Origin of the sequence: Cupriavidus sp. HPC(L) (genome assembly GCF_000307735.3) — a bacterium.
Lineage (GTDB): Bacteria > Pseudomonadota > Gammaproteobacteria > Burkholderiales > Burkholderiaceae > Cupriavidus.
In genome coordinates this window covers 1-26,623 of the sequence record NZ_AMPR02000335.1, presented here as the reverse complement: position 1 = coordinate 26,623, position 26,623 = coordinate 1, and the positions used below count along the sequence as shown (strand labels likewise).

Genomic DNA, 26,623 nt, shown 5'->3' with positions numbered 1-26,623 from the left:
GGACGGTCTCTTCATCGACGCGGTCCTCGCGCAGACGTACCGGCATTTCTTCGGCCCCACCTCGCAGCCGGCGGTGCCGCCGCGGCAACAGGTGATCTCCATCTCCGGGCTGATGGAGAAGCTCGGCTACCTGAAGCCCGCCGACCAGGCCCTCGTCCGAGAGGCCTTCCAGTTTTCCGACGAGGCTCACCTCGGCCAGTACCGGCAGAGCGGCGAGCCGTATATCACGCATCCGGTGGCGGTCGCCGAACTGTGCGCCGAGTGGAAGCTCGATGCGCAGTCGATCATGGCGGCGCTGCTGCACGACGTGATCGAGGACCAGGGCATCACCAAGAGCGAGCTGGCCGAGAAGTTCGGTCCCAAGGTCGCCGAGCTGGTCGATGGCCTGACCAAGCTGGACAAGCTCGAATTCCAGAGCCGCGAGCAGGCGCAGGCGGAAAGCTTCCGCAAGATGCTGCTGGCGATGGCGCGCGACGTGCGCGTGATCCTGGTCAAGCTGGCGGACCGCACGCACAACATGCGGACGCTGGACTTCGTGCCGCCCGAGAAGCGCCGGCGCATCGCGCTGGAGACGATGGAGATCTATGCGCCGATCGCGCATCGGCTCGGGTTGAACAGCACCTATCGCGAGCTGCAGGAACTGTCATTCAAGGTCGGCTCGCCGTTCCGCTACGCGACGCTGGAGAAGGCCGTCAAGGCGGCGCGCGGCAATCGCCGCGAGGTGGTCTCGCGCATCCTCGAGGCCGCGCAGAGCGCGCTGGCCAACGCGGGCATCGTGGCCGAGCTGTCGGGCCGCGAGAAGACGCTGTACAGCATCTATCGCAAGATGCATGACAAGCAGCTGTCGTTCTCGCAGGTGCTGGACGTCTACGGCTTCCGCGTGGTGGTCGAGACGCAGATGCATTGCTACATGGCGCTCGGCGCGCTGCATGGGCTGTACAAGCCGATGCCGGGCAAGTTCAAGGACTACATCGCGATCCCGAAGATCAACGGCTACCAGTCGCTGCATACGACGCTGGTCGGCCCGTTCGGCACGCCGGTCGAGTTCCAGATCCGCACGCGCGAGATGCACCAGATCGCCGAGGCCGGCGTCGCGGCGCACTGGATGTACAAGCATCACGCCGACCAGATCAACGACATCCAGCAGCAGGCGCACCAGTGGCTGCAGTCGCTGCTCGATATCCAGAGCCAGACCGGCGATTCGCAGGAATTCCTCGAGCACGTCAAGATCGACCTGTTCCCGGACGCGGTCTATGTGTTCACGCCGAAGGGCCATATCCGGGCGCTGCCGCGCGGGGCCACGGCGCTCGACTTCGCCTATGCGGTGCACAGCGATCTGGGCAACCAGTGCGTCGCGGTCAAGATCAACAACGAGCTGCTGCCGCTGCGTACCGAGCTCAAGAGCGGCGATATCGTCGAGGTCATCACGGCGCCGTACTCGAAGCCCAATCCCGCCTGGCTGTCGTTCGTGCGGACCGGCAAGGCGCGCGCGGCGATCCGCCACTATCTGAAGACGACCAAGCTCGACGAGGCGATCCAGCTCGGCGAGCGTCTGCTGGAGCAGGCCGCGCGCCAGCTCGGCATCGACCTGAAGGCGGTGCCGCAGCCGGTGTGGGAACGGATGATCCAGTGGACCGGCAACAAGCAGCGCGACGACATCTTCGCCGACCTGGCGCTGGGCCGGCGCGTGCCGGCGGTGGTCGCCAAGCGCATGGAGATCCTGCTGCAGGAGCTGTCGGGAGACTTCGATACCGCGCTGATGGCGGCGGTGCAGACCTTTGCCGGCGAGGAGGCGCCCGCGGTGCCGATCACCGGCGACGAGGGCATGTCGATGATCTTCTCGGCGTGCTGCCGGCCGATCCCCGGCGATTCGATCGTCGGCTATCTCGGCAAGGGCGAAGGGCTGCAGATCCATGTGCAGGACTGCAAGGTCGCCAAGCGGCTGCACAGCAAGGATCCGGAGCACTGGATCGAGGTCATGTGGGCCAACAAGACCACGCGCGCCTTCGATGTCTCGATCAAGGTGCTGGTGCGCAACGTCAAGGGCATCGTCGCGCGCGTCGCAGCGGACCTGACCGCCGCCGACGCCAACGTCGCGCACGTCGCGATGGAGCACCAGGACAACGGGCGGCAGGAAGCGACCTATATGCAGTTCGTGATCCAGGTCCACGACCGCCTGCATCTGGCCAACGTGATGCGGGCCCTGCGCCGCAACACCGACGTCATCCGCATCTTCCGCGACCGCAACGACGGCTGACGCGCGGTCGGTACCGGCGACGCCTCAGTCCTCAGGCCTCGCCGCGCTTCGGATAGCGGACTTCCAGAATATCGATCTGCTCGATGCCGTTGGGCGTGCGCAGCGGCACGGTATCGCCCTCGCGGGCCTTGATCAGTGCCTTGGCGATCGGCGAGATCCAGCTGACGCGGTGCGCGTCCAGGTCGACCTCGTCCATGCCGACGATCGTGATCGTGTTTTCCTCGCCCGCCTGGTTAGCGTATGTGACCGTCGCGCCGAAGAAGATCTGGTCGTTGTCGCCCTGCAGCGAGGGGTCGACCACCTCGGCCTTGTCGAGCCGCCGGGTCAGGAAGCGGATGCGGCGATCGATCTCGCGCAAACGTTTCTTGCCGTACAGGTAGTCGCCGTTCTCGGAACGATCCCCATTGGACGCGGCCCACGAGACGATCTGCACGATCTCGGGGCGTTCGACGTCGATCAGGTGCATCAGTTCGTCGCGCAGCCGCTGATAGCCCTGCGCGGTGATGTAGTTCTTGGTGCCGGCAGGCAGCGGGGTCGCGCCTTCGGGGAGGTCGTCGTCTTCGTCGTCCGACGGTTCTTTGACAAAAGCCTTGCTCATGGTACGGATCACTTCTTGGCAGGCAGACATTATAGGAACAGCGGCCTGCAACGGTGACGCCGAAAAAGATGGCGCAGGGGGCTTCCCAAAAACAAAAAACGCGATATAATCTCTTTCTCGCGTGCGGCTGTAGCTCAGTTGGATAGAGTACTTGGCTACGAACCAAGGGGTCGTGGGTTCGAATCCTGCCAGCCGCGCCACCTACATGCAGTACGAACGGCTTGGAGAGTCTTCTCTCCAAGCCGTTTTTGTTTTGGTGTTGCCGGTGGGGCCGGATTGCCGCAGATGCCCGGCCGCCAGCGTGACCATCAACGCCGATCGAACGCTCCCCTTACAGCGCGGCCGGATTCTCGCTGTTTGCCGCCGCGCTCGGGCGGCCGCTCTGGACGTTGGCGCCGGCCTTCAGTCCGGCGTAGGCGGCGAAGCCCAGCGCGGCGACGGAGATGGCCAGCGTGGCCACCCATTTATAGATGTCGGTATGCGCGCGTTCGACCGAGGCGCGGATCTCGCCGAGGTCGAGCTTGGCGTCGAGGCGCGTCAGCGTGGTCTGGATGTCCGCGACACTGGTGGTCAGGTGGGCGACATCGGTCTTCAGGGACGAGACGTCCGTCTTCAGCGATGAGACGTCGGTCTTTAGAGTCGACACGTCGGTCTTCAACATTGACACGTCGCCCTCGAGCCGGGCCACCGATTGTTCCAGTCGATCGATTCGGTCCATCTTGCGATTTTCCATGACGCGTTGACGTTGGTGCGGGGTCCTGGCCGGCCTTGCGGCGCCGCGAGCAATGCCGGCTGACGCGGTTGTGCAATGGCGAAGATGATGGCACGAATCGAGCGGGCCCACTGTCAATTTGCGTTTCGACTACGCCGTTCTCCGACAGCCGCGTCAGCCTTCGCCGCCTTGCGCCAGCGCCGCACGCTGGCTAGCCTGACACTGTGTACGGGCGAAATCGCAGGAGGCGCGATGCATGATGACGACTGGCGTGTCGAGGACTATCGCGGCATGGATGTCTATGTGCTGGTGTCCGAGCGCGAGGGCGGCGGACCCGCGGGCTGGAGCTACGAGGTCCGCATCGGCCAGGAGGGCGGCGATCCGAGCGATGCCGGCGACGTCGAAATGATCTCGAGCGGCGAGCAGGTCTTTGCGACCCGCCACGCGGCCGAGGTCGCGGCCTTCAGTGCGGGCTATGCGCGCGTGGATCGCATTCTCGGGCCCGAGGTCTGAAGCGGCTACGGGAAACGCGGGTGCCCGGCCTGATCATGTCACGTTGTGATGGATTGATGCGTGGCGCCCGGTGTTCGGGCCAACAATAATGCTTGCAATGGCGGCGCGATTGCTGCATAATGTTGTTCTTCCAGACGCGGGGTGGAGCAGTCTGGCAGCTCGTCGGGCTCATAACCCGAAGGTCGCAGGTTCAAATCCTGCCCCCGCAACCAAATTCCCGAGATGTCGTCGTTACGCACGGTACCTGGCCCTGAACCAGGTACCGTGCAGACATCTCAGCGGCACGCAGTTTCGTCCCTGGCAGTTTCGTCCCTGGCAGTTTCGTCCCTTCGCAGTATCTCCCTGACCAGTACCGTCTTCAGTTACTCCGTGTTCGGGGCTAAGTCGCCCGCGCCTTGCCGCGCCTACACCGCGGAACCGCCGGCCAGCGCGATCGCCTGTTCGAAGGTTTCGCGTATCGCCGGCTGATCTTCGCGCTCGGCGGCCTCCGCGCGTTCGCGCAGCCTGGCCACCAGGACCTGCAGATTGTTGCCGACCGGGGCCGTCTTGCTGGCGTCGCATTCGCTGACCGCCTCGGTCATCAGCTGCTGCAGTTCGTCACCGACATCGGCGCCGTCGAACGCGCTGACCGACAGCGCCGAGATGCGCTCGAGGTAAAGGTTGACCAGCGCTTCGTCGTGTACCGGTTCGGGCATGTCCATCTCGGCCTCCGTGCTGTGGGTTGGCGGTGTGATGTCCATTCTAGTGGCCGCCCCGGCCAGCCTGCTGTCGGGACGTGGCCTACAGCGCGCCTGTCCGATGGCCAACTGATGCCGTCAACCTTCGGGTCGGTCGCGGGCCGGAAAGACCGGCAGCGCGATGCGCCGGCGCGCGGCCTTCAGCGCACGGGTGGGCCACAGCACGTAATTGGTATGCGGGTCGAGCGGCTTGCCGAAGTAGGACACCCACACCTGTACGCCGTGCTCGGTCTCGGCGATGATCGCGGCCACCGCGCGGGCGGCGACGGAAGGGGACTTCAGCAGTTCGGCCAGCGCCTCGACGCCCTGGACGACGTGGTGCTTGACTCCCCGGAACCACGCGTACTGCCGCATGGCGGACAACAAACGCTTCGTCATTGTCTGTGCATCTCCGTTGGAAACGAGAATGAGAACCACGTGTCTGACCGCGCCGCCCGGGCTTTGTTCAGCCTGTGTGCGCGGCTGTTTTCTATCGCTGGCCGGGACCGATTCGTCGCGCCGGTCGAGGGCCCGGAATTGACAGCCCGACGCCGTTTGCCGTAGCTTCGGTCGCATGGGCGCGCGCCCGCGGCCGTCGCCGCCCGATCCCCGCTGGGGCCACTGCATCATCCCGCAAGGAGCTGCCGATGACCGAGGACATGCTGATGCAATTGATGGTGGAGGTCGAGAAGGAAGATCCGATCGACTATGCGAACCTGCCGTTCGACGATGGCGCGCTGCGGTCCCTGGTCTGCCGCCTGGTGGCCGAGCGCTCGCAGGCGATGGAAGCGGCCGGCATGCCGGTCGACGCGGTGCTGGCGACCATGTGGGCCTCGACCGCCAAGCTCGTCCTCGAAAACATGGTGCTGAACGCGCGTCTGCTGACCTTGCAGGGCGCTCCGGACGACGCCCGCGCGCTGATCGAGCGCATCGCCCGCCGGTCCCGCGGCAAGCCGTGATCCCGCGCTCCAGCGCCGAGGCTGCCGTTTAGGTAAACTACGGTCCTTCATTGCAAATGGTGTGCCTTTGCCCGCACGGCAACAGTCTCGCACCAGGCAGCTCAGGGAGAGTTCGAGGTGGTCAAGTGGATCATTGTCGCGGCCTATCTCGGCGCGATTCTGTATGTGCATTTCCGCGGCAAGGTGCGCCTGCGCATCTGGCGGCAATTGCTGGATCATTCGGCGCTGGTCGCGCCGGTCAATTGCTTCATGTACGCCTTCTCGGGCGTCCCCCGCACGCCGTTCATCCCGGTGGAGCGCTTCCCTGAACTGGAGAAGCTGCGCGCCGCCTGGCCCGAGATCCGCGACGAAGGGCTGGCGCTGGCCGCGATGCGCAAGATCAAGGCGGCCGAGAAGAACGACGACGCCGGCTTCAATTCCTTCTTCAAATACGGCTGGAAGCGCTTCTACCTGAAGTGGTACGAGGCGCATCACCCGTCGGCCGAGCAGCTGTGCCCGCGCACGGTGGCGTTGCTGCGCGAGCTCCCGTTCGTCAAGGCCGCGATGTTTGCCGAGCTGCCGCCGGGCGGCAAGCTCAATCCGCATCGCGATCCATTCGCCGGCTCGCTGCGCTACCACCTCGGCCTGGCCACGCCGAACGACGACCGCTGCTTCATCGAGGTCGACGGCGAGCGGCACAGCTGGCGCGACGGCCAGGGCGTGGTGTTCGACGAAACCTATCTGCACTGGGCCGAGAACCGCAGCGACCAGAACCGGCTGATCCTGTTCTGCGATATCGAGCGGCCGATGCGCTATGGCTGGGCCGGCAAGATCAATCGGTGGCTGGGCCGCAAGGTGATGAGCGCGGCCAGTTCGCCGAACGACGAGAATGACCAGACCGGCATGATCAACAAGCTGTTCCGCATCGTCTGGCTGGGCGGCCAGTATCGCCGCCGCCTGAAGGCGTGGAACCGCCAGGTCTATTACGTGGTCAAGTTCGGCCTGATCGCCGCCGGCGTCGCGCTGATCGTCTTCCTGTAACGCTGCAGCCTTCAGGCCTGCACGCGGCCGCTGCAAGGACGCGGTGCCACGCACCGCGTCCCACCCCTTCCGCTAGCGTGGCGCCAGCCGCGCCACCACTCCCGCCAGCTTCCGATACGCCCGCTCCAGCGCGGTCGACCGCGGTGCGCCGATATTGATCCGCAGGCAATGGTCGAAACGGCTCGAGTTGGAGAACACCACCCCGGGCATCACGCGCACACCGGCCTCGAGCGCCTGCTCGAACACCGCCTCCGACGACAGCCGGTCCGGCAGCTCCACCCAAAGATGCATGCCGCCCTGCGGCGCCGACAGCCGTGTGCCCGGCGGAAACAGGGCCGCGATGGTCTCTGCCGCCCAATGCCGCTGATGGCGCAGCCGTGCGCGCAGCCGCCGCAGATGCCGATCGACATCGCCCGACGCCATCAGCTCGGCCACGGCGATCTGCGACAGCAGCTCGTTCGGCCGCGACTGGCTGAACTTCAGCATCTCGACGCGGGCCTGCCATTTGCCGGCGGCTATCCAGCCGAGCCGCATGCCCGGCGCCAGATTCTTGTGCAGCGAGGCGCAGTAGATCACGTTGCCGCTGCGGTCCCACGCCTTGGCGGCGGCCAGCGGCGCGTCGTCGTCGGCCAGCGTCGAGAAGCAGTCGTCCTCGATCAGCGCGATGCCGCGCGCCTCGCACCATTGCACCAGCCGCGCCTTGTTCGCGTCCGGCATGATGCTGCCCTGCGGGTTCTGCAGGTTCGGCACCACCACCACCGCGCGAATGTTGTCGTAGGTCTGCGCGGCCAGTTCCAGCGCCTCCAGCGACAGCCCCGTCTGCGGACTGCACGGGACCTCGAGCGCGCGCATGCCATGGCTTTCCAGGATCTGCAGCAATCCGTAATAGGTCGGGGATTCGACCGCGATGACGTCGCCCGGACCGGCCACCGCGCGCAAGGCGAGGTTCAGCGCCTCGGTGCAGCCATGCGTGATGGCGATCTGTTCCGGCGCCAGCGTCATGCGCGCCTGCAGCGCCTGGCGCGCCAGCGCGGCGCGCAGTGCCGGATGTCCATCGGGCTCGACCGCGCTGCCCAGCAGGCTGGGATGGCGGCGCAGCGCGCGGCCGGTGGCCTGGCGCAGCGCTTCGACCGGATAGAGCTCGGGCGGCGCGCAGGCGCCCGCCAGATTGACCGCGTCGGGATACCGGCGGCCGCGCGCGATGATCGCCGAGATGCGTGCGTGGATGCCGACGTACTGCGCGGGATCGGGCAGCGACGCCGACGGTTCCGCGATGGGCGTGGTCTGCGGCGCCGGGGGGCGGACGAAGTAGCCCGAGCGCGGACGCGCTTCGAGCAGCCCTTGCGCCTCCATCTCGCGGCACGCCTGCAGCGCGGTCGACAGGCTGACGCCGTGGCGCTCCATCAGGGCCCGTATCGATGGCATCCGCTCGCCGGGCAGCAGCGTGCCCGAGGCGATGGCCTGCCGATAGTGGCCGGCGAGTTGACGGTACAGCGGGGCGGAGTCCATGCGGCATGGTGGCGCATCCGGCCGATGCGCAACAGATACAGAAAAGTATCCGCCGTATCGTAACAGAGCAAAGGATGGGCCTCTGTTCTGCTGTCCGTTGCGGTGCCGTGTGCCTGCCGCACCGCGACGGCGGCCGGTACGCTGCGTTCAGTCGATCGCGCACCCACGATGCCGGCCGCTCCTTGCTGCTGTGTCATGGCATCCCGTCGCAGACGGGCCGCCCGCAGCCACAGCACAACCACAGCGGCATCAGAACCCGCCCGAGGCCCATCATGTCCATCCTGTCCCTGCTACCACATCCGATCTACCACCACCGCGCATTGACGCTGCATGCCGGCCATTCGGTCGGCTTCCACGCCAGGGCCGGTACCGAGCTGCATGTCGCCGATGGCGACGTGGAACTGATCGAGCCGCCGCTGCTGCTCGCCGACACGCTGCACTGGCCGCGACGGGCACTGGGACCGGGCAGCGTGGTTGCGCTGTCCCGCTCCGGCTGGTTTGCGCTGCGCGCGCGGCGCGATACCACCGTGCGGCTGCGCCAACGTGCCTGGGTATTCTCCCGGGCCCGTATCGCGCGCATACTTTCCGGCTGGCGCCGCCGGCGCCTGGCGCACTGAGCCGGCCGATGCCCGTCCCTCCGAATCGTCTATCTCTTTTCCCTGCAAGGAGTGTTGTCTCATGACGCAATTGGCCATCTCGTTCATCGATGTCGTGGAGGCGCATCGCCGCATCAGCGGCGTCGCGCACCATACGCCGGTGCTGACCTCGGCCACCGCCGACGCGCAGACCGGCGCGCGGCTGTTCTTCAAGTGCGAGAACCTGCAGCGCATGGGCGCCTTCAAGTTTCGCGGCGGCTACAACGCGATCGCGCAACTGTCTGCCGCGCAGCGCGCCGCTGGCGTCGCGGCGTTCTCGTCGGGTAACCATGCGCAGGCGATTGCGCTGTCGGCGCGCCTCTTCGGCACGCGCGCGGTGATCGTGATGCCCAAGGACGCGCCCGCGGCCAAGATCGCCGCGACGCGCGGCTATGGCGGCGAAGTCGTGCTGTACGACCGCTATACCGAAGACCGCCATGCCATCAGCGAGCGGCTGGCGCGCGAGCAGGGCCTGACGCTGATCCCGCCGTTCGACCATCCGGACGTGATGGCCGGGCAGGGCACCGCCGCCAAGGAGCTGTTCGAGCAGGCCGGTCCGCTGGACGTGTTGCTGGTCCCGCTGGGCGGTGGGGGTCTGCTGTCGGGCAGCGCCGTGGCGGCGCGGGCGATGCATCCCGGCTGCAAGATCATCGGGGTCGAGCCCGAAGCGGGCAACGACGGGCAGCAAAGCCTGCGGGCGGGGCGCATCGTCGAGATCGGCACGCCCAACACGATTGCGGACGGGGCGCAGACCCAGCATCTTGGCCGCCACACCTTCCCGGTGCTGCAGCAGCTGGTCGACGATATCGTCACGGTCAGCGATGCCCAGCTGGTCGAGGCGATGCGCTTCTTTGCCGGCCGCATGAAACTGGTCGTCGAACCGACCGGCTGCCTGGGCGCTGCGGCGGCCTTCGCCGGCAAGGCCCCGATCGCCGGCAAGCGGGTCGGCATCATCCTGTCCGGCGGCAATGTCGACCTGGCCCGCTATGCCGCGCTGCTGGGGCAGGTGCCAGCCCAGGACTGAAGGCCAAGGACTGACGGCCAGCGGGGCGGGAAGCGGCGGCAGCGAGGGGCCGGCGGCGCCGAAAGGCTTTAGAATTGCGGGTTGGCCATCGGACCCGCCGCTCGGCCGCCGAATACCTCGTTCCCCATGCTACGCCTCAGTGAACTCAAGCTCCCCCTCGACCATTCAGAAAGTGACCTGGAGGCCGCTGTCCGCGCGCGGCTGATCGAGATCGGCATCAAGGGCGATGGCATGGTGTCCTTTACCGTGTTCCGCCGCGCGCACGACGCACGCAAGCGCTCCGATATCAAGCTGACGTATATCGTCGATATCGAGGTGAAGGACGAGGAGGCGGCGCGCAAGCGCATCGCCGGCAAGCCGAACTGGAGCGTGACGCCGGACATGACGTACCGCTTCGTCGCGCAGGCGCCGCAGCACACGGCCACGCCGCGACCGGTGGTGATCGGCATGGGCCCGTGCGGCCTGCTAGCCGGGCTGCTCCTCGCGCAGATGGGCTTTCGCCCGATCATTCTGGAGCGCGGCAAGGAAGTGCGCGAACGCACCCGCGACACCTTCGGTCTATGGCGCAAGAGCGTGCTGAATCCGGAATCGAACGTGCAGTTCGGCGAGGGCGGTGCCGGTACCTTCTCCGACGGCAAGCTCTACAGCCAGATCAAGGACCCGAAGCACTACGGCCGCAAGGTACTGCACGAGTTCGTCAAGGCCGGCGCGCCGGAGGACATCCTGTTCAAGGCGCGGCCGCACATCGGCACGTTCCGGCTGGTCAAGATGGTCGAGAACATCCGTGCGGAGATCTTCGCGCTCGGGGGCGAGATCCGTTTCGACACGCGCGTCGACGATATCGACATCGAAGGCGGCCGCGTGCGCGGACTGCAGCTGTCCAATGGCGACTATCTGCCGTGCGAGCAGGTGATCCTGGCGGTCGGCCACAGCGCGCGCGATACCTTCGAGATGCTGTACCGACGCGGCGTGTTCATGGAGGCCAAGCCGTTCTCGCTCGGCTTTCGCATCGAACATCCGCAGGGCATGATCAACCGCAGCCGCTTCGGCAAGTTTGCCGGCAACAAGCTGCTGGGCGCCGCCGACTACAAGATCGTGCACCACTGCAGCAACGGCCGTTCGGTCTACAGCTTCTGCATGTGCCCGGGCGGCACCGTGGTGGCGGCGGCATCCGAGCCGGGGCGCGTGGTCACCAACGGCATGAGCCAGTACAAGCGCGCCGAGCGCAACGCCAATGCCGGCATCGTCGTCGGCATCACGCCCGACGACTATCCGGGCGGACCGCTGGCCGGCATCGAGTTCCAGCGCCATTGGGAAGAACGCGCCTTCGAGCTGGGCGGGCGCAACTACTGCGCGCCGGGCCAGCTGGTCGGCGACTTCCTGGCGCGGCGGCCGTCCACCGCGCTCGGCACGGTCGAGCCCTCGTACAAGCCGGGCGTGACCCCGACCGATCTGAGCACCGCACTGCCCGACTACGTGATCGAAGCGATTCGCGAGGCGCTTCCGGCGTTCGAACGGCAGGTGCCTGGCTTCGCGATGGACGACGCCGTGCTGACCGGCGTCGAAACGCGGACCTCGTCGCCGCTGCGCATCCGCCGCAAGGACGACTACCAGAGCGTCAATGTCGCGGGACTCTATCCGGCCGGCGAAGGCGCCGGCTACGCGGGCGGCATCTATTCCGCCGCGATCGACGGCATCGAGGTTGCCGAGGCGGTCGCGCTGGATATCGTCGGCCGCATCGGCAAGGCGGCCTGAGCGATGTCGCCGGCGGAGCAGCAGCAGATCGTCGATGCCACGCGTCACTGGCTGACGCGCGCGGTGATCGGGCTCAATCTGTGTCCGTTCGCCAAAAGCGTCCACGTCAAGGACCAGATCCGCTACGTGGTCTGCGAGGCCACCGACGCCGAGGCGCTGCTCGATACCGTCGAGGCCGAGCTGAAGGCGCTGGCCGCGGCCGATCCGGCGCACATCGATACCACGCTGCTGATCGTCCCCCGGATGCTGGCGGACTTCGCCGACTACAACGATTTCCTGTACCTGGCCGAACGCATGCTCGACAGCCTCGGACTGTCCGGGGTGCTGCAGATCGCCAGCTTCCACCCGCAATACCAGTTCGCCGGCACCGATGCCGACGATATCGAGAACTACACCAATCGCGCGCCGTATCCGATCCTGCATCTGCTGCGCGAAGACAGCATTGCCCGCGCGGTCGAGGCCTTTCCCGACGCGGCGGACATCTACGAGCGCAATGAGGAAACCCTGCGCCGGCTCGGTCACGAAGGCTGGCGGCGCTGGATGGCGGGGGACGAACCCCGGTAAGCGTGGCTGAGCGCGCGGCTGACGCCGTGGCTCAGGCCGGCGTGAAGAACCGCTCGCGCATTTCCTCGAGCCCCAGCGTTTCGAGCACGTGCGCCAGCCGCTCGGACGGGCGCCGGCGCGGCAGGTCCTTGTACTGGGCCACGATCAGCTCGTTCTTCATCGAGTGTTCCCACCCGACCAGCTCGGTCACCGTGACCTGGTAGCCGTGCGCCTCCAGCTGCAGGCAGCGCAGCACGTTGGTGACCTGGCTGCCGAATTCGCGCGTATGCAGCGGATGGCGCCAGATCTCGGTCAGCGGATTGCCTAGCGACTTCGACTTGTTCCTGCGCAGCACCGCCGCGACCTCGGCCTGGCAGCAAGGGACCACCACGATGTACTTGGCGCGCTTGGTCAAGGCGAAGCGGATCGCATCGTCCGTAGCCGTATTGCAGGCATGCAGCGCGGTGACCATGTCGACCGTCGCGGGCAGCCGGTCCGAGGTGATCGACTCCGCCACCGACAGATTCAGGAACGACATGCCCGGGAAACCGAGCCGCTCGGCGAGCGCGGTGGACGAACGCACCAGTTCCTCGCGCGTCTCGATGCCGTAGATGTGCGAGCGGTCCTGCTGCGTCTTGAAGAACAGATCGTAGAGGATGAAGCCGAGATACGACTTGCCGGCGCCATGGTCGACCAGCGTCAGGTCGGCATGGTCTCGCTTGAGATCCTGCAACAGCGGTTCGATGAACTGATAGAGGTGATAGACCTGCTTCAGCTTGCGGCGGCTGTCCTGGTTCATCTTGCCGTCGCGGGTCAGGATATGGAGTTCCTTGAGCAGCTCGATCGATTGGCCGGGACGGATTTCGTGGGTGTTCGACATGGGATACGGCGGGGTTGGCCCGGGTCCTGATGCGCCGCGTCTTGCGGCATGTTGCGGCGTCCTGCGAGCGGCGAAGGCCCGGGCGGGCAGGGCGACAGTTTACCGGAAGGCGTCCCGAAAAAATTCTCCTAAAGTTTTGCCGAAATCTGCCGTAGGTGACGGACAGGCGGCATGTCGACTCGGTGCCGCCCTCAACAACAACGATAAATCAAAGGCAGACGGCTGGAGGACGCGATGGGTGACGTAGCAGCTTCGGTTGTACGGGTGTGGGTGGAGGCCACGGACAAGGCCGTGCGGGCCCGGTACGAGGTGCCGGTGGAGGGCGAAGGCGGCAGCGGGCCGCCCGCCCGCGCCGCGCTGATGGCAGCCCTCGAGACGCAGGGATGGGCGCATGCCAGGCTGGACGAGCACGCCATCGCGGCGTTCCTGCTCGCCTGCCATCGCGACGGGCCGCCGGCCGAGGCGGTGGTCGGCGAACTCGTCGACGGCTATTTCGAGATCGATATCGATGCCGACTCGCTGACCGTGCGGCTGACGCTGTGGCCGCCCGAAGGCGGACGTGCGGTGCAGCCCGACGATGTACGCATCGTGCTCGCGGGGCGCGGCATCAAGCTGCCCGTCGACGAGCCGGCATTGGCCGAAGCCTTCGCCGCGGGACGTTGCGACGACCTGCCGATCGTGCACGGCACGGCGCCGACGCGAGGCACGCCGGCCCGCTTCGTCAATCTGCTGGAGCCGCGCCGCGGCGGCGCCGAGGATGATCACGCCCGGATCGATCTGCGAGACCTCGGCAACCTGCTACTGGTGCAGCCCGGCACGCATCTGATGCGGCGGGTCCCCGCGGTGCAGGGTACCGCGGGTCAGGACGTGTTCGGCCGCGTGCTGCCGGCACCGGAGGTTGCCGACACGCCGTTCTCCGATCGCCTGACTGGCGTCGGCCCGGATGCGCACGATCCGAATCTGCTGGTGGCGACCGTCGCGGGTCTGCCATCGGTGCGCGCGCGCGGCGTCAGCGTCAATCCGGTCGTCGCGGTCGATGCGGTCGACATGCACTCCGGCAATATCGCGTTCGAGGGCACGCTGCGTGTCAACGGCGACATCAAGACCGGCATGTCGGTGCGTGTCGGCGGCGACGTGATCGTCGGCGGCACCATCGAGGCTGCCCATGTCGAGGCCGGCGGCAATGTGGTCGTCAGCGGCGGCATCATCGGCAAGTCCGAAGGGCCGCACGATCCGGCGAGCGCGATCGCGCGGATCCAGTGCAAGGGATCGGTGCATGCGCGCTTCATCGAGAACGCCGTGGTCGAGGCGGGCACCACGGTCACCGCCGACAGCGCCATTCGCCAGAGCGATGTTGCTGCAGGCGAGGTCATCACCGCGGGCGACCCGGCCATCGGCAGCGGCAATATCACCGGCGGCCGCTCGCGCGCCTGGCATGCGGTCCGTACCGGCACGCTAGGCGCGCCGGCAGGCACCGCCACCGCCATCCATGTCGGACTGAACCCCTATGCGGACGCCGAGAAGGCGGCGCTGGAGGCGGACAAGCGCCGGCAGGAACAGGAGCAGGCCAAGATCCAGCAACTGATGACGTTCTTCGCCAAGAATCCCGAGCGCGCCACGCCGGAACTGCGCGAGAAGGCGCGCGCCACGCTGTTCAAATACACGCGGGACATGCTGGACACCGACGCCCATCTGGCCAAGCTCGCCGAGCAACTGCATCCACGCCCGGACGCCGCCGTGGTGGTCGGCAAGCGCGTGCATGGCGGCGTCAGCGTGACGATCGGTCAGAAGACCATGCGCGTGATGGAAGATATGCCGAAGGTCGAATTGCGGCTGGTCGGCGAAGGGATCGGGGTGGTGCGGGAATGAAAAAGCGGCGCCGCACCATTGGGCTAAGTTGTGGCCGGAAAGGCTTAGTCGTCCATGCGTTGGCCGACTTTCAGACCATCGGCCGCCAACGCCAATTCCGAGTAGCTGACGGACAATCGCGGTCGGCGATGGCCACAAGAGCGCGACGCAATAAACGCGCTTCGTCCAACGTTACCGGATAGCGCGGCTCCACGTCGTCGATCGAGCCCAGATCGAAATAGCTCCAGAGCGTTTCGCCGTGGATCGTGACGCCCCAGCGGTCCATTTGCCGCAGGTCGGCAAGGCATAGCGTGACGAACGCATCGGGATCGTTCGAGCCGGCGCTGCCAATGGCCTGGTCCAGCCGCATCGCCATTGCGCGGACTTCGGTGCAAGTCGGCGTGTCGTTGTTTTCCGCGCTGTGCCTGGGCGTTGGCGCGAGCTTTCGTTCGAGCGGAGTTTCGGGAATGGACGCAGGGCCGAATGACTGCGACTGCCGGTGCAACGCGATCGGATTCATGGCGAGCTCGAGTGGGTGGAGGAGGTTCGAGCTTATCCAGCGTCGGCGCGGTGGGCGCTGAGCGGATTCTGAAAGGTAGAGCGGGAAAGCGACCGGCCGTCGGACGGAGCCTTGGCCTGGGGCGTAAGGGTGGGGCGCCAAACAAAAATGCCCTTGGAAAATCCAAGGGCATTTCTTTGAAACCTGGTGCCGAAGAGAGGAATCGAACCCCCGACCTTCTCATTACGAATGAGCTGCTCTACCGACTGAGCTACTTCGGCAACACTACCGGTTTGGAACCGGATAGAGCCCGCAATAATAGCAGTGGATCCGGCGGCTGTGAAGCCCCTCGGCGCACTTTTTTGATGACCGTGCCGGTGCCGGTCAGCCGAAGGTGCGCCCGGTGGGCGAGGCGGGATGGGCGGGCATGGCCTCGTCCGGGCGCGCCAAGGCGGTCAGCAGGCCGTCGATCGCGGCGGTGAATTCGCGCAATCGTGCCAGCGTGACAGGAAAGACCGGGTCCGACGCATCGATCGTCCAAGGGTAGAAGTACAGCTCGCGCTCCTGCGCGCTGATCGGCACGCCCCAGTTCGCCAGCTGGCGCAGATCGCAGACATGCAGGTCGATGCCGTCGCTCAGCCCGTAATGCAGCGCGACATCGAGCGTCTCGTGCAGCCGGATGGCGAGGGCCTGCACTGCCGTGCGTTCCAGCGGGGCCTCGCCGCACGGCGGGTTTGCCGGCGTGGTGGCGGTGACGGGCGGGTTGATCGGTGGGGTGATGGCGTAGCGGGCGCCGGCATCCGAGAGGGGGGCCATCGCGGTTTCCTTGCTCCGTGGAGAAAACAGCAGGGTAGGGACTCTACGAGGCGGAGGAAATGAGCGGATTCTGATTTCCGCTGCGAAAAGAAAAAGGAGCCACCGGCAATGCGGTCGGCTCCCTGTCGGCGGGCACCATGCACGTCGATGCAGGCCCCGCGAGACCGGCCTCTGTCGAAGACCGGCCCGCGTGCAAGCAGGCGTATCAGCTGCCCGCTTGCGCTTCCTGGTGGTAGCGCGTCACGCGCTCGACCTCGTTCTTGGAGCCCAGGATCACCGACACCCGCTGGTGCAGCTTTTCCGGCTGGACCTCGAGAATGCGCTGATGGCCGTTGGTGGCCGCGCCGCCGGCCTGTTCGACCAGCATCGCCATCGGGTTGGCCTCGTACATCAACCGCAGCTTGCCCGGCTTCTCCGGCTCGCGCTTGTCCCACGGATACATGAAGATGCCGCCGCGCGTCAGGATACGGTGCACGTCGGCGACCATCGAGGCGATCCAGCGCATGTTGAAGTTCTTGCCGCGCGGGCCTTCCTCGCCGGCCAGGCATTCGTCGATGTAGCGGCGCACGGGCGGGGCCCAATGCCGCATGTTGGACATATTGATCGCGAATTCCTTGGTGTCCTCGGGAATCCTGACATCCGACTGCGTCAGCACGAAGCTGCCTGCCTCGCGGTCCAGCGTGAACATATGGACGCCGTTGCCGACGGTCAGCACCAGCGTGGTCTGCGGGCCGTACACCGCGTAGCCGGCCGCGACCTGTTGCGTGCCCGGTTGCATGAAGTCGGACTCGGTGACGGTCTGGCCCGGCTTGGGCATATGCAGCACCGAGAAGATCGTGCCGATCGACACGTTGACGTCGATGTTCGACGAGCCATCGAGCGGATCGAACAGCAGCAGGTATTCGCCCTTCGGATAACGGTTCGGGATCTCGTAGAACGAGTCCATTTCCTCCGACGCCATCGCGGCCAGGTGGCCGCCCCATTCGTTGGCGTCGAGCAGCACTTCGTTGGCGATCACGTCCAGCTTCTGCTGGGTTTCGCCCTGCACGTTGCCGGTGCCGGCCGAGCCGAGCACGCCGGCGAGCGCGCCCTTGCTGACGGCATTGGAGATGGCCTTGCACGCGCGCGCGACCACCTCGATCAGCAGCCGCAGCTCGGGCTGGATGGTGTTGTGCTGGCGTTGTTCCTCGACCAGATAGCGGGTCAGGCTGATGCGAGTCATGGGTTTCCTCCTTGAATGGCCGCCATTCTACAGGCCGGGGCGGGCGGCCCACCGAAGCCGGCGGGCCTGGACCGCGATCGCTGGTTGGCTAGCGCACCCAATCGGCAGCCGACCGTCATCCCGACCCGCGGCCGACCAGCCGCCTCACGTCGACAGTGCCTTGCCGACGATCTCGCGCACGTCGCGCGACAGCTTGTCGGCCGCGGCCACCCGTTCCAGCGCGGCGCGCATCCTGTCGCGCAGCGGCAGCGCGTATTTCTGCCAGCGGTCCAGTGCGCGCGCCAGCCGCGCCGCCACCTGCGGATTGATCGCGTCGAGCGCCAGCACCTGTTCGGCCCAGAATTCGTAGCCCGAGCCGTCCTCGGCATGGAACTGCGCGGGGTTGCCAGAGCAGAAGCTGAAGATCAGCGCCCGTGCGCGATTGGGGTTGCGCAGCGTGAAGGCCGGATGCTGCATCAGCGCCCGGACCGTGTCGATGGTGCGCTTGCCCGCATGCGGGCCGACTTCGCCACGCTGCATGCCCTGCAGCGAGAACCATTTGTCGACCACCAGCGGATCGTGCTCGAAGCGCTGGTAGAAGTCGGCCAGCGCCGCCTCGCGGCCCGGCGCGAAGCTGTTGACCAGGGCCGTCAGCGCGGCGAAGCGGTCGGTCATGTTGTCGGCCTGCTGATACTGCTCGCCGGCCAGCGCATACATCGCATCGTCGCCGACTTCGACCAGATACCCGAGCGCGAGATTGCGCAGCGCGCGCTTGCCTGCCGATTCCGGATCGGGGCGATACGGGCCGGTGGTCGCGTTGCTTTCGTAGGCGCCCAGCCAGTCGCTCTGCAGCGTGCGGGCGAGACCGGCGCGCATGAATTGCCGCGCGCGATGGATCGCCGCGGGATCTGCCACGCCCATGCGCTCGGCCAGATAGGCCTCGGCCGGCAGCATCAGCGCCTGCTCGCGGAAGGCGGGGCTCAGCGAGGTGTCGGTCAGCACCGAGCGGAACGCGCCGATCAGCGCGTGGTCCAGCTCGAGCTCGCGCCCGGCCTGCACGTCGGCGACCAGCTTCAGCAGCGCGCGCGTCGCCAGCCGCTGGCCCGCTTCCCAGCGGTTGAACGGATCGCTGTCGTGCGCGAGCAGGAAGGTCAGCTCGTCGTCGCTGTAGTCGACATCGACAATCACCGGCGCCGAGAAGTTGCGCAGCAGCGAAGGCAACGGCGCGCGCGGGCCCTTGGGCAGGTTGACGAAGCGGAAGGTCTGCCGCGCTTCGGTGAAGTTCAGCACGCGCGTGGTGTCGCCGGCGGCGGCCTCGCCCTCGAGCTGCAGCGGCAAGTCCTTGCCGTCGGCGCCGATCAGCCCGACCGCGAACGGGATATGGAAGGGGAGCTTCTCCGGGGTGCCGGGCTGGGTCTCGATGCCGACCTTGGGGCATTGCTGCGTCAGCGTCAGCGTCAGCCTGCCCTCGCCGGCGTCCCATTCCGTATGCACGCCGACCACCGGCGTGCCGGCCTGGCTGTACCAGCGCCCGAACTGGGTCAGATCGCGGCCGTTGGCGTCGGCCATCGCGGCGAGGAAGTCGTCGCAGGTCACCGCCTGGCCGTCGTGCCGCTGGAAATACAGGTCCATGCCCTTGCGGAAGCCCTCGCGGCCCAGCAGGGTCTGGTACATGCGCACGACCTCGGCGCCTTTCTCGTACACCGTCACGGTGTAGAAGTTGTTGATCTCCTCGTAGCTGTCGGGCCGCACCGGATGCGCCATCGGCCCGGCATCCTCGGGGAACTGCACCTGCCGCAGCACGCGCACGTCCTCGATGCGCTTGACGGCGCGCGCCGAGCCGTCGTCGGCGCCTTGCTCGGCCATCATGTCGGCGGAGAACTCCTGGTCGCGGAACACCGTCAGCCCTTCCTTCAGCGACAGCTGGAACCAGTCGCGGCAGGTCACGCGATTGCCGGTCCAGTTGTGGAAGTACTCGTGGCCGACCACCGATTCGATATTGAAGAAGTCGGTGTCGGTCGCGGTGGCCGCATTGGCCAGCACGTACTTGGTGTTGAAGATGTTCAGGCCCTTGTTTTCCATCGCGCCCATGTTGAAGTCGCCGACGGCGACGATCATGAAGCGGTCCAGATCCAGTTCCAGTCCGAAGCGCCGTTCGTCCCAGCGGATCGAATGGATCAGCGAATCCATCGCGTGCTGCGTCTTGTCCAGGTCTTGCGGCTCGACCCAGACCTGCAGCAGTTTTTCCTTGCCCGAGCCGGTGGTGATGCGCTGCTCGATGCATTGCAGCTTGCCGGCGACGATCGCGAACAGATAGGAGGGCTTGGGGAACGGGTCTTCCCACACGGCCTCGTGGCGGCCGCCGTCCAGTTGCTGTTCACCGATCAGATTGCCGTTGGACAGCAGCACCGGATAGGCGGCCTTGTCCGCGCGCAGCGTGACGCGGTAGGTCGCCATCACGTCGGGACGGTCGAGAAAATAGGTGATGCGGCGAAAGCCCTCGGCCTCGCACTGCGTGAAGAAGTTGCCGTTGGAGACGTACAGTCCCGATAGCGTGGTATTGGCTTCCGGCTGGCAGGCGCTGACGATCTGCAGCGTGCCATGCTCGGGCAGCCCGTTCAGCGTCAGGCTGTCATCGTCGAGGCGATAGTCGCCGAATGGCTGGCCATCGAGACTGACGCTCGCCAGCTCGAGCGCTTCGCCGGCCAGCACCAGCGGCGCGCCGGCCTGGCGGCGGGCAAAGCGCAGCGTGCTGGTCACCACGGTGCGCTGCGGATCGAGCTCGAACACCAGGTCGACGTGTTCGATGGCGAAGGCGGGCGGGGTATAGTCGTTGCGGTGGACGGTGACGGGGGTATCGGTGCGGAGCATGGATGGTCCTGTCCTGGAAGGCGATGAGTCGGGCGCGCCGGGCGCCGGGTAATCCATTGTAGCCAAGCACGGCATGGCCGCATGGCGCCAAGGGAATTCCGGCGCACGCCGCCGGTCTGATGCAACGAGAGGGCGGCCCGCCGACCGCCCCCACGCCCACCACCGGCGCACGGTCCGGTGGAGCCCTGTCGGCGAGACCATGAACAGAAGGAAGAACATCATGTGGCAATGGCGAAAGGCCTGTGCACGGACGGGCCAATGGCTGAGCACCGTGAGCCGTCGCGGTCAGGAAAGGGGGCGGACCGCCAGCTGGTCCGGATGGGCCGGGGCCGCGATGCTCGGCGCCTTGCTGCTGTCCGGCTGCGCCAGCACCGTGACCACCGACGTGACGGCGTTCCGCCAGCCCGGCTGGCAGAACGATCCGCCCCGCACCTACGCGTTCGACGCCGAAAAGGGGCAGGAGCAGCAGGGCCAGCTGGACCGCGCCACCTATCAGAACTGGATCGCCGACGCGCTGTCTGGCCACGGCTTCACGCAGGTGCCGCGGTCGCGGGCGCGCTATCTGGTCAGCTTCGATTTCGATTCGGATCCGCGCCTGGTGCGCGTGCACGAGACCTACTATCCCGATCCCTGGTATCCGTGGGGGCCGTACTGGGGCCCGTACGGCTATTACCGCCCGTGGGGGCCGTGGGGCTGGGGCCCGGGCTACTGGCCGCCACAGACGGTGATCCGCGACGTCCCGGCCACGCTGGCGAGCCTGCGCGTCTTTATCCGCGAGGCCACCGGCAACAAGCGCGTCTACCAGGTGACCGCGCAGAACCTGAGCGAAGGCAGCACGATGCCCGGGCTGATGCCCTATCTGGTGCGCAGCGCCTTCGCGGAATTTCCGATGGAAAGTGGCCGGCCGCGGCGCGTGACGCTGGAGGTCGACAAGAACGCCAGATAACGGCAACAGCGAGAAATACATCGACGCCGGTATGCATTGCCAACGCTGCATGCCGGCGTTTTGTTTTACCGGTGGATCGCCCAGGGCGCACTCGCACCCATTCGCACCCATTCGCACCCGATCCGCGCCATTGACGCTATTCCGGTAAAAGCTCTTTAACCGCAAAATCCCCGTGTTTGCGGCCTTCCGGGGCGCGATCGGGGCGACTCGCGCACGGCGGCTGGGCTAGAATAGCTGCTCGATTTTTTCGGCCCTGGCGGTTCGACCGGTATCGACCGGCATCGTACGGCGCCATGTTGGGCCTCTTTCCGGACGAGCGACATGAGCAGCAAGACCAGCGGTGACGCACCGCAACACGCCCCCAATAGTCCTGAAGCGCAACTGCGCCTCGCCGCGCTGGAATATCACCGCAGCCCGACCAAGGGCAAGATCCAGGTGACTGCGACCAAGGCGCTGTCCAACCAGCGCGACCTGTCGCTGGCCTATTCGCCGGGCGTGGCCTATGCCTGCGAGGAGATCGCCAAGGACCCGGGCATGGCGGCCGAGTACACCTCGCGCGGCAATCTGGTGGCGGTGGTCACCAACGGCACCGCGGTGCTGGGCCTGGGCGACATCGGCCCGCTGGCCGGCAAGCCGGTGATGGAAGGCAAGGGCTGCCTGTTCAAGAAGTTCGCCGGCATCGACGTGTTCGACATCGAGCTCGACGCGCGCGACCCGGATCAGATCGTCGAGATCGTCGCCGCGCTGGAACCCACGCTGGGCGGCGTCAACCTCGAGGACATCAAGGCGCCCGAGTGCTTCTACATCGAGAAGAAGCTGCGCGAGCGGATGAACATCCCGGTCTTCCACGACGACCAGCACGGCACCGCGATCATCTCGGCGGCGGCGCTGCTCAATGGCCTGAAGGTGGTCGGCAAGGACATCGCCAACGTCAAGATGGCGGTGTCGGGCGCGGGCGCGGCGGCGATCGCCTGCCTGGACACGATGGTGAGCCTGGGCGTCAAGCGCGAGAACATCTACGTGGTCGATTCGAAGGGGGTGATCTTCGTCGGCCGCGACGCCAACATGGAGGCCAACAAGGCGCGCTATGCGCAGGACACGTCGGCCCGCACGCTGGCCGATATCGTCGAGGGCGCCGACGTGTTCCTCGGCTGCTCGACCGCCGGCGTGCTGACCGCCGAGATGGTCAAGACGATGGCCGACAAGCCGATCATCCTGGCGCTGGCCAATCCCGAGCCGGAGATCCGTCCGGAAGTGGCCAAGGCCGCGCGCCCCGACTGCATCATCGCGACCGGCCGTTCGGACTATCCGAACCAGGTCAACAACGTCCTCTGCTTCCCGTACATCTTCCGCGGCGCACTCGATTGCGGCGCGACCAAGATCACCGAGGAAATGAAGCTGGCCTGCGTCAAGGCGATCGCCGAGCTGGCCGAGGCCGAGACCAACGATGCGGTGGCCGCCGCCTATGCCGGCAAGGAACTGAAGTTCGGCCCCGACTACATCATCCCGACGCCGTTCGACCAGCGCCTGATCGAGAAGATCGCGCCGGCGGTCGCGCGCGCGGCGATGGAATCGGGCGTGGCCACGCGTCCGATCCAGGACCTCGAGGCCTATCGCCAGCAGCTGACCCAATACGTTTACCACACCGGCCTGATCATGAAGCCGGTGTTCTCGGCCGCCAAGGCCGCGCCCAAGCGCGTGGCCTATGCCGAGGGCGAGGAAGAGCGCGTGCTGCGCGCGGTGCAGACCGTGGTCGACGAAGGGCTGGCGCGCCCGATCCTGATCGGCCGTCCGCACGTGATCCAGATGCGCATCGACAAGGCCGGCCTGCGGCTGAAGCCGGGCGTCGATTTCGAGCTGGTCAATCCCGAGGACGATCCGCGCTATCGCGCCTATCACGAGGCCTATCACGCGCTGCGCGGACGCGATGGCGTGACGCCCGACATGGCGAAGGTCGCGCTGCGCCGCTCCAACACCCTGATCGGCACGATGCTGATGCACATGGGCGATGCCGATGCGCTGCTGTGCGGCACCGTGGGCCGATTCGAGGCGCATCTGGAGCATGTGCGCGACGTGATCGGCCTGAAGCCCGGCGCCAAGGTGCTGGCGGCGATGAACGCGCTGATGCTGGAGAAGTACACGCTGTTCATCACGGACACCTTCGTCAACGAGGACCCGACCGCCGACGAACTGGCCGCGATCACGCAACTGGCGGCCGAAGAGATCCGCCGCTTCGGCCTGACGCCGAAGGTCGCGCTGCTGTCGCATTCGATGTTCGGCTCGTCGAACCGCGCCTCGGCGCGCAAGATGCGCGCGGCGCAGGAGATCCTGAGCCAGATCGCGCCCGAGCTCGAAGTCGAGGGCGAGATGCAGGGCGATGCCGCGCTGGTCGAAGACGTGCGCCGACATTTCCTGCCGGGCACCAAGCTGGCCGGCTCTGCCAATCTGCTGGTGATGCCGACGCTGGACGCGGCCAATATCGCGTTCAATCTGCTGAAGATCACCGGCGGCCAGGGCGTGACGGTGGGCCCGATCCTGCTGGGCGCCGCCAAGCCGGTGCACATCCTGAATCCGCAGGCGACCACGCGCCGGATCGTCAATATGACGGCGGTGGCGGTAGCGGAGTCGGGCGCGCTGCGCTGAGCGGAGGCTCGCGCTGGCCGCAAAATAAAAGCCGGGCTGCGTGCCCGGCTTTTTTCATTGCGACATTCGGTCGCGTTGGCGTTCGTCGGCTTTGCTCAATGTTCGGTGCTCGTGATTTCATGCTGCGGTGCTGTGCTGCGGAGCAGCGTATTGGCTGAAGGCGGCGCTATTGCAATACGTTGTACTGCTGGCGCATGTCGACGATGATCGACTTCGCCGCACGCAATTGCATCGACACGCTGTCTTCGGCCGCACGGGGGAAGTCCACCTCGGCGCTCCAATTGCATCCCGTATGGTCGGGCTGGTGCACGCGTACCGCATGCAATTCGCACTCGCCGCATTCCGGATTGTTATCGAGGCACTGGTTGAGGATAGCCATCAACTCCGACCGGGTCTTTGCGTATCGCCGCATGAGTCACCTCTCTCGTTTGGCTAATCGTGGTCTGGACGTTCAATGTAGGCATTCGTCCTGGGCCGTGCCAATTGAATGAGCCTATGAGGCGAAGTCGTTCATTCCCGCGCGGGAGCAGGGGAACGGTGCTGCGATGCAGCGGGGAAGGGAGGAAATGATGCGATGCTGCGGCATTGCGCCGCAGCGTGGGAGCGCTGTTGCCCTCTTCCTAGCCCTCTCCCGCTTGCGGGAGAGAGACACCCACAGACCCGTGACACGCTGCTGGTCTTCGCCCCTCTCCCGCTCGCGGGAGAGGGGCCTGGGGAGAGGGCAAGGCGACAGGGTCCTTGGGGCCGTTCAGGCCGTTCGGGCCGTTCAGGCCCGAAGGCAATCCCGATCAGAACTTGTGCCGAATGCCCACACCGAACGAATCGCCGTGCTCCGCGCCGGTGATCTTGTCGTAGAAGTAGGCGGCATACACATCGGTGCGCTTCGACAGGTTGTAGTCGTAGGCGATCGCGAACGTGTTGCGCTTGAAGTCGTCGACATTGTTCTCGGCCTTCGCATAGCCATACGAAGCGAGCAGGCTGCCGGCGCCGATGGGCACCGAGGCACCGATCTGGCCGCTGGTGTGCTTGATGTCGCCGGTGGCATTGGTCACGTCGCTCTTGATGTACTGACCCTGGGCGAACAGCTTGACCACCTTGAAGTCGTACGACAGGCCGGCCAGCACCGCGTTCTGCTTGTCGAAGCCGGCCAGCGTGGCGGGCGACGTCGCATCGCCCGGCACGTTGTTGAACTTGACTTGCTGGAAGGCGACGGTCGCGGCCAGCGGGCCGTTGAAGTACATCAGGTTGCCGCCCCACTTGTTGCGGCCGGTCGAGCCCGCCTGTTCGCCGAACGAGTAGATCAGGTTGGCGGTCAGGCCGCCGAAGGTCGGCGTCGAATAGACCAGCGAATTGCTCCAGCCCGAATCGCCGATGATGCCCGGATCGAACACCGTGCCATTGGTGGCCGTGAAATAGGTGTGGAAGATCGCCGGCGAGAACACGTACGAATCGACCAGCGGGTTGAACAGGATGGTCGAGATGAAATACGGCGTGGTGTTGCGGCCGAGCTTGAGCGTACCGGCGCGGTCGCTCTGCAGGCCGACATACGCATTGCGGCTGAACATCGCATCGCCGTCGAAGCGGCCGGTGCGGCCGTTATCGGTGCGATAGAAACCGTTCAGGTCGAAGATCGCCTTGAGGCCGTTGCCCAGATCCTCGGCGCCCTTGATACCCCAGTACGACGTTTGCATGCCACCCGAATTGGCGACCCAGGCGCGCTCGCCGGTGCCCGGGCTCTTGACCGCGCCGACGAACATGTCGACCTGGCCGTAGAGCGTGACGCTCGATTGCGCCATGGCCGCGCCGCTGAAAAGGGCCGCGGCCAGTGCCGCCAACTTGAACTGCTTCTGCATGAAAGACCTCCGTGGTTTGATCCTGTTGGAACGTTGTGTACTGGGTCCCTGACGGGTTCTCTTTTTGGTATGTACCGGCGGCATCGGTGGCGAGGGTGCCGGCGGCGGACGGCGCTGGCTTCGGGCGCCGTTCATCGTGTCATCGGGCAGGGCGCCGGCGGTGACTTGCCGAGGCCTTGCCCGATGTGCGGTCTTGCTCCATGCATGGGTTCCATGCGAGGGGAATTTCGACTCAGCCGGATACTAAGTCGTCGAGACGGAACTGGGCAATGCGATGGATCTGATTGATGCAAGTTTGCAACTCATCGGCCGGCGAATTCTCGATGCGTCTTGCGAACTCGTCGATGATGCCGGCGCGATCGTAGCCACGTACCGCGAGAATGAACGGAAAGCCGAATTTCTCGTTGTAGCGCGCATTCAATGCCTGCAGCCGTTCGAATTGCTCGGGCGTGCATTGATTCAGTCCGGCGCCGCTCTGCTCGCGCGTCGATTCTTCGGTCAGCTCGCCGCGCACCGCGGCCTTGCCCGCGAGCTCCGGGTGGGCGCGCACCAGCTTGAGCTGGGCCGCTTCGCCGGCCTGGTCGACGGCCGCCTGCATTGCCGCAGCCAGCGCCTGGCGATCGGCGAAGGGACGCTGCTCGGCGGCGCTCGCGGCGACCCAGGGCGAGTGTTCATAGATGCCGCCGAGGGCCTGCACGAATTCGGCGGACGGCATCGCGTTCAGTTGGGAGAGGGTGTAGGTCACGTCGGGACTCTGGTGTTGGTGTCGGAGAAGGGCGCCGGAGAAGGGCGCATTACCGCGCCGTGCTGGCCTTGTACGGATGC

At 66.3% G+C, this 26,623-nt stretch carries 24 protein-coding genes and 3 tRNA genes; 13 read left to right on the top strand and 14 right to left on the bottom strand.

Going from position 1 to position 26,623, the window contains the following annotated elements; translation table 11 throughout:
* The coding region (locus tag B551_RS17370) for a bifunctional (p)ppGpp synthetase/guanosine-3',5'-bis(diphosphate) 3'-pyrophosphohydrolase (RefSeq protein WP_023264644.1) at positions 1-2,257 on the top strand (2,257 nt) is incomplete at its 5' end.
* 31 nt (positions 2,258-2,288) lie between these two features.
* Here the strand turns inward: B551_RS17370 and greB are convergent.
* Entirely contained in the window at positions 2,289-2,855 is a 567-nt protein-coding gene (gene greB, locus B551_RS17365; protein ID WP_006579280.1) for a transcription elongation factor GreB, read from the bottom strand.
* A 123-nt stretch (positions 2,856-2,978) separates the two neighbouring features.
* On the opposite strand from greB, the gene B551_RS17360 reads away from it, so the two are divergent.
* Positions 2,979-3,055: transfer RNA gene (locus B551_RS17360), tRNA-Arg, on the top strand.
* A 131-nt stretch (positions 3,056-3,186) separates the two neighbouring features.
* Here the strand turns inward: B551_RS17360 and B551_RS17355 are convergent.
* Positions 3,187-3,573: a hypothetical protein gene (locus B551_RS17355; protein WP_157072016.1), complete on the bottom strand. Its 387-nt coding sequence runs from the start codon at positions 3,571-3,573 to the stop codon at positions 3,187-3,189.
* A gap of 246 nt (positions 3,574-3,819) precedes the next feature.
* Here B551_RS17355 and B551_RS17350 point away from each other — a divergent pair, with 246 nt between their 5' ends.
* Both B551_RS17350 and B551_RS17345 read left to right on the top strand, forming a co-directional pair.
* Positions 3,820-4,080, top strand: coding sequence for a hypothetical protein (locus B551_RS17350; RefSeq protein ID WP_006579278.1), 261 nt, complete (start codon positions 3,820-3,822; stop codon positions 4,078-4,080).
* A gap of 135 nt (positions 4,081-4,215) precedes the next feature.
* Positions 4,216-4,292: transfer RNA gene (locus tag B551_RS17345), tRNA-Met, on the top strand.
* A 192-nt stretch (positions 4,293-4,484) separates the two neighbouring features.
* Here the strand turns inward: B551_RS17345 and B551_RS17340 are convergent.
* Entirely contained in the window at positions 4,485-4,775 is a 291-nt protein-coding gene (locus B551_RS17340; RefSeq protein WP_043440599.1) for a hypothetical protein, read from the bottom strand.
* A 120-nt stretch (positions 4,776-4,895) separates the two neighbouring features.
* Positions 4,896-5,195: a hypothetical protein gene (locus tag B551_RS17335; protein WP_006579276.1), complete on the bottom strand. Its 300-nt coding sequence runs from the start codon at positions 5,193-5,195 to the stop codon at positions 4,896-4,898.
* Between the two features lie 248 nt (positions 5,196-5,443).
* Here B551_RS17335 and B551_RS17330 point away from each other — a divergent pair, with 248 nt between their 5' ends.
* Positions 5,444-5,755 carry a hypothetical protein gene (locus B551_RS17330; protein WP_006579275.1) on the top strand — a complete coding sequence of 104 codons (312 nt, stop codon included), beginning with the start codon at positions 5,444-5,446 and terminating at the stop codon, positions 5,753-5,755.
* A 117-nt stretch (positions 5,756-5,872) separates the two neighbouring features.
* On the top strand, positions 5,873-6,775 hold the full coding sequence (lpxO, locus tag B551_RS17325; RefSeq protein ID WP_006579274.1) for a lipid A hydroxylase LpxO: 903 nt from the start codon (positions 5,873-5,875) through the stop codon (positions 6,773-6,775).
* Positions 6,776-6,847: 72 nt separating this feature from the next.
* Here the strand turns inward: lpxO and B551_RS17320 are convergent, their stop codons facing one another.
* Complete coding sequence (locus B551_RS17320) at positions 6,848-8,284, bottom strand: PLP-dependent aminotransferase family protein (protein WP_023264643.1); 1,437 nt, start codon at positions 8,282-8,284, stop codon at positions 6,848-6,850.
* Between the two features lie 272 nt (positions 8,285-8,556).
* On the opposite strand from B551_RS17320, the gene B551_RS17315 reads away from it, so the two are divergent.
* The 4 genes from B551_RS17315 to B551_RS17300 all read left to right on the top strand — a co-directional run bounded on the left by B551_RS17315 (position 8,557) and on the right by B551_RS17300 (position 12,262).
* A complete protein-coding gene (locus B551_RS17315; protein ID WP_006576023.1) occupies positions 8,557-8,901 on the top strand; it encodes a hypothetical protein in 345 nt (114 codons plus the stop codon).
* A gap of 61 nt (positions 8,902-8,962) precedes the next feature.
* The gene (locus B551_RS17310; RefSeq protein WP_006576022.1) at positions 8,963-9,943 is read left to right on the top strand and encodes a threo-3-hydroxy-L-aspartate ammonia-lyase; all 981 of its coding nucleotides are present in this window, start codon (positions 8,963-8,965) and stop codon (positions 9,941-9,943) included.
* Positions 9,944-10,069: 126 nt separating this feature from the next.
* Positions 10,070-11,698, top strand: coding sequence for an NAD(P)/FAD-dependent oxidoreductase (locus B551_RS17305; protein ID WP_023264642.1), 1,629 nt, complete (start codon positions 10,070-10,072; stop codon positions 11,696-11,698).
* A 3-nt stretch (positions 11,699-11,701) separates the two neighbouring features.
* Positions 11,702-12,262 carry a DUF1415 domain-containing protein gene (locus B551_RS17300; RefSeq protein WP_006576021.1) on the top strand — a complete coding sequence of 187 codons (561 nt, stop codon included), beginning with the start codon at positions 11,702-11,704 and terminating at the stop codon, positions 12,260-12,262.
* A 31-nt stretch (positions 12,263-12,293) separates the two neighbouring features.
* Here the strand turns inward: B551_RS17300 and B551_RS17295 are convergent, their stop codons facing one another.
* On the bottom strand, positions 12,294-13,121 hold the full coding sequence (locus B551_RS17295) for an SAM-dependent methyltransferase (protein ID WP_006576020.1): 828 nt from the start codon (positions 13,119-13,121) through the stop codon (positions 12,294-12,296).
* A 234-nt stretch (positions 13,122-13,355) separates the two neighbouring features.
* Here B551_RS17295 and B551_RS17290 point away from each other — a divergent pair, with 234 nt between their 5' ends.
* Positions 13,356-14,990, top strand: a complete 1,635-nt coding sequence (locus B551_RS17290; protein WP_043440596.1) for a DUF342 domain-containing protein — start codon at positions 13,356-13,358, stop codon at positions 14,988-14,990.
* A gap of 70 nt (positions 14,991-15,060) precedes the next feature.
* Here B551_RS17290 and B551_RS17285 read toward each other — a convergent pair whose 3' ends face one another.
* The 5 genes from B551_RS17285 to pepN form a co-directional block, all read right to left on the bottom strand.
* Positions 15,061-15,489 (bottom strand): hypothetical protein, encoded by a 429-nt coding sequence (locus tag B551_RS17285; RefSeq protein WP_006576018.1) that lies wholly within the window; start codon positions 15,487-15,489, stop codon positions 15,061-15,063.
* A 184-nt stretch (positions 15,490-15,673) separates the two neighbouring features.
* Positions 15,674-15,749, bottom strand: a tRNA-Thr gene (locus tag B551_RS17280).
* 103 nt (positions 15,750-15,852) lie between these two features.
* A complete protein-coding gene (locus B551_RS17275; protein WP_006576017.1) occupies positions 15,853-16,284 on the bottom strand; it encodes a hypothetical protein in 432 nt (143 codons plus the stop codon).
* Between the two features lie 205 nt (positions 16,285-16,489).
* A complete protein-coding gene (locus B551_RS17270) occupies positions 16,490-17,506 on the bottom strand; it encodes a class 1 fructose-bisphosphatase (protein ID WP_006576016.1) in 1,017 nt (338 codons plus the stop codon).
* Between the two features lie 144 nt (positions 17,507-17,650).
* The gene (pepN, locus tag B551_RS17265; RefSeq protein ID WP_023264639.1) at positions 17,651-20,356 is read right to left on the bottom strand and encodes an aminopeptidase N; all 2,706 of its coding nucleotides are present in this window, start codon (positions 20,354-20,356) and stop codon (positions 17,651-17,653) included.
* Between the two features lie 334 nt (positions 20,357-20,690).
* On the opposite strand from pepN, the gene B551_RS17260 reads away from it, so the two are divergent.
* Both B551_RS17260 and B551_RS17255 read left to right on the top strand, forming a co-directional pair.
* Entirely contained in the window at positions 20,691-21,302 is a 612-nt protein-coding gene (locus B551_RS17260) for a DUF4136 domain-containing protein (protein WP_006576015.1), read from the top strand.
* Between the two features lie 321 nt (positions 21,303-21,623).
* Complete coding sequence (locus B551_RS17255) at positions 21,624-23,945, top strand: NADP-dependent malic enzyme (protein WP_006576014.1); 2,322 nt, start codon at positions 21,624-21,626, stop codon at positions 23,943-23,945.
* A 166-nt stretch (positions 23,946-24,111) separates the two neighbouring features.
* Here the strand turns inward: B551_RS17255 and B551_RS17250 are convergent, their stop codons facing one another.
* From B551_RS17250 to uraD, 3 genes are all read right to left on the bottom strand, one after another.
* Positions 24,112-24,357 carry a hypothetical protein gene (locus B551_RS17250; protein ID WP_006576013.1) on the bottom strand — a complete coding sequence of 82 codons (246 nt, stop codon included), beginning with the start codon at positions 24,355-24,357 and terminating at the stop codon, positions 24,112-24,114.
* A 376-nt stretch (positions 24,358-24,733) separates the two neighbouring features.
* On the bottom strand, positions 24,734-25,798 hold the full coding sequence (locus tag B551_RS17245) for a porin (RefSeq protein ID WP_006576012.1): 1,065 nt from the start codon (positions 25,796-25,798) through the stop codon (positions 24,734-24,736).
* 232 nt (positions 25,799-26,030) lie between these two features.
* A complete protein-coding gene (uraD, locus tag B551_RS17240) occupies positions 26,031-26,513 on the bottom strand; it encodes a 2-oxo-4-hydroxy-4-carboxy-5-ureidoimidazoline decarboxylase (protein ID WP_052511403.1) in 483 nt (160 codons plus the stop codon).
* Positions 26,514-26,623: the final 110 nt, after the last annotated feature.

What these genes read in the sequence shown, in the direction of transcription:
- greB (WP_006579280.1), bottom strand. Translation starts at nt 2,855, where the DNA reads ATGAGCAAGGCTTTTGTCAAAGAACCGTCGGACGACGAAGACGACGAC.
- B551_RS17355 (WP_157072016.1), bottom strand. Translation starts at nt 3,573, where the DNA reads ATGGACCGAATCGATCGACTGGAACAATCGGTGGCCCGGCTCGAGGGC.
- B551_RS17350 (WP_006579278.1), top strand. Translation starts at nt 3,820, where the DNA reads ATGCATGATGACGACTGGCGTGTCGAGGACTATCGCGGCATGGATGTC.
- B551_RS17340 (WP_043440599.1), bottom strand. Translation starts at nt 4,775, where the DNA reads ATGCCCGAACCGGTACACGACGAAGCGCTGGTCAACCTTTACCTCGAG.
- B551_RS17335 (WP_006579276.1), bottom strand. Translation starts at nt 5,195, where the DNA reads ATGACGAAGCGTTTGTTGTCCGCCATGCGGCAGTACGCGTGGTTCCGG.
- B551_RS17330 (WP_006579275.1), top strand. Translation starts at nt 5,444, where the DNA reads ATGACCGAGGACATGCTGATGCAATTGATGGTGGAGGTCGAGAAGGAA.
- B551_RS17320 (WP_023264643.1), bottom strand. Translation starts at nt 8,284, where the DNA reads ATGGACTCCGCCCCGCTGTACCGTCAACTCGCCGGCCACTATCGGCAG.
- B551_RS17315 (WP_006576023.1), top strand. Translation starts at nt 8,557, where the DNA reads ATGTCCATCCTGTCCCTGCTACCACATCCGATCTACCACCACCGCGCA.
- B551_RS17310 (WP_006576022.1), top strand. Translation starts at nt 8,963, where the DNA reads ATGACGCAATTGGCCATCTCGTTCATCGATGTCGTGGAGGCGCATCGC.
- B551_RS17305 (WP_023264642.1), top strand. Translation starts at nt 10,070, where the DNA reads ATGCTACGCCTCAGTGAACTCAAGCTCCCCCTCGACCATTCAGAAAGT.
- B551_RS17300 (WP_006576021.1), top strand. Translation starts at nt 11,702, where the DNA reads ATGTCGCCGGCGGAGCAGCAGCAGATCGTCGATGCCACGCGTCACTGG.
- B551_RS17295 (WP_006576020.1), bottom strand. Translation starts at nt 13,121, where the DNA reads ATGTCGAACACCCACGAAATCCGTCCCGGCCAATCGATCGAGCTGCTC.
- B551_RS17290 (WP_043440596.1), top strand. Translation starts at nt 13,356, where the DNA reads ATGGGTGACGTAGCAGCTTCGGTTGTACGGGTGTGGGTGGAGGCCACG.
- B551_RS17285 (WP_006576018.1), bottom strand. Translation starts at nt 15,489, where the DNA reads ATGAATCCGATCGCGTTGCACCGGCAGTCGCAGTCATTCGGCCCTGCG.
- B551_RS17275 (WP_006576017.1), bottom strand. Translation starts at nt 16,284, where the DNA reads ATGGCCCCCCTCTCGGATGCCGGCGCCCGCTACGCCATCACCCCACCG.
- B551_RS17270 (WP_006576016.1), bottom strand. Translation starts at nt 17,506, where the DNA reads ATGACTCGCATCAGCCTGACCCGCTATCTGGTCGAGGAACAACGCCAG.
- pepN (WP_023264639.1), bottom strand. Translation starts at nt 20,356, where the DNA reads ATGCTCCGCACCGATACCCCCGTCACCGTCCACCGCAACGACTATACC.
- B551_RS17260 (WP_006576015.1), top strand. Translation starts at nt 20,691, where the DNA reads ATGCTCGGCGCCTTGCTGCTGTCCGGCTGCGCCAGCACCGTGACCACC.
- B551_RS17255 (WP_006576014.1), top strand. Translation starts at nt 21,624, where the DNA reads ATGAGCAGCAAGACCAGCGGTGACGCACCGCAACACGCCCCCAATAGT.
- B551_RS17250 (WP_006576013.1), bottom strand. Translation starts at nt 24,357, where the DNA reads ATGCGGCGATACGCAAAGACCCGGTCGGAGTTGATGGCTATCCTCAAC.
- B551_RS17245 (WP_006576012.1), bottom strand. Translation starts at nt 25,798, where the DNA reads ATGCAGAAGCAGTTCAAGTTGGCGGCACTGGCCGCGGCCCTTTTCAGC.
- uraD (WP_052511403.1), bottom strand. Translation starts at nt 26,513, where the DNA reads ATGCCGTCCGCCGAATTCGTGCAGGCCCTCGGCGGCATCTATGAACAC.